At 57.2% G+C, this 1,069-nt stretch carries 2 protein-coding genes; both read left to right on the forward strand.

The features are described from left to right. A partial coding sequence (locus tag JIN85_RS20545) for a hypothetical protein (RefSeq protein WP_200274375.1) occupies positions 1 to 465 on the forward strand: 465 nt, incomplete at its 5' end. Continuing rightward, on the forward strand, positions 462 to 1,069 hold a 608-nt coding region (locus tag JIN85_RS20550), incomplete at its 3' end, for a lambda exonuclease family protein (protein WP_200274377.1). The genes JIN85_RS20545 and JIN85_RS20550, both read left to right, overlap by 4 nt.

The following is a 1,069-nucleotide window of genomic DNA, read 5'->3' on the forward strand; positions in this document are numbered from 1 at the left end:
TTTGCCGCAAACCGTGAAATTCTCGACCAATTTGCCGAGGAACATGGAGCGCACCTCATCGCGGATCGTGATTTGTTAGAGGTCAAGTCTTCGACTGAAATCGTGCAAGGCGAACTGCTCAATCGAATCAAGCTGGCCAAGGCTGAAGCTGATAAGAAAGCTTCCGATGAAGAGGCATTGCGTGAGCGGTTCAAGCGCGAGGAAGTCGAAAAGGCCGCGTCGGAGAAAACAGCTACTCCCGAGCCTGATCTAACCGATTCACCCTTCAATCGCCCCAAGGCCACTATCACCCAGAAGACCCTGACTCAATCCGAAGTTGAGGAATGGGACATGGTGAAAAAGCAGATTCTGGAAGCCTTTGCGGTGATCAAGCCAATGCGTGGCAAGCTCCGCCACGCCCGCAACAACGCGAAGCTCGACGGCCTCGCGGTAGCCATCAACCACGCGTGGAAACAATGGGCATGACAATCTGGGAAGACCTCATTCAAGGCAGTGAGAAGTGGCATGCAGCGCGTGCCGGCCGCGTAACGGCCAGCCAGTTCAAGCGAGTGCTCACCGCAGCCGGTGGCAAGGACTCAAGCAGCTGGAAAGACTACGCGCTGACACTCACCGCTGAGATCATTTCTCCGGAGATCGTTCCAGCGTTCGCGGGGAACCGTCACACCGATCGTGGCAACGAACTAGAGCCAAGGGCGCGGGAATACTTTTGCCAACTTACGGGGCTTGTGGTCGAGCAAGTCGGTTTCATCACGCGAGAGGACGGCATTGTCGGATGCTCGCCGGACGGGCTGATTGTGCACGAAGACAGCTACGTGGCCGGGCTTGAAATCAAGGCTCCGGCACCGAAGACGCACCTCGAGTATCTACTCAATGGCACCTTGCCGGACGAATACAAGCAACAGGTTCACGGCTCGATGGCGGTGACCGGATTGGATACCTGGCACTTCTTTTCCTACTGCGAGGAAGTGTCGGGGAAGCCGCTCCGCCCGCTGCACTTGGAGGTGAAGCGCGACCACTACACCGAGCGACTGAGCGACGCGCTCGACCGGTTCCTCATCTACTACGGGGA

Source organism: Luteolibacter pohnpeiensis, assembly GCF_016595435.1.
Classification (GTDB): domain Bacteria; phylum Verrucomicrobiota; class Verrucomicrobiia; order Verrucomicrobiales; family Akkermansiaceae; genus Luteolibacter; species Luteolibacter pohnpeiensis.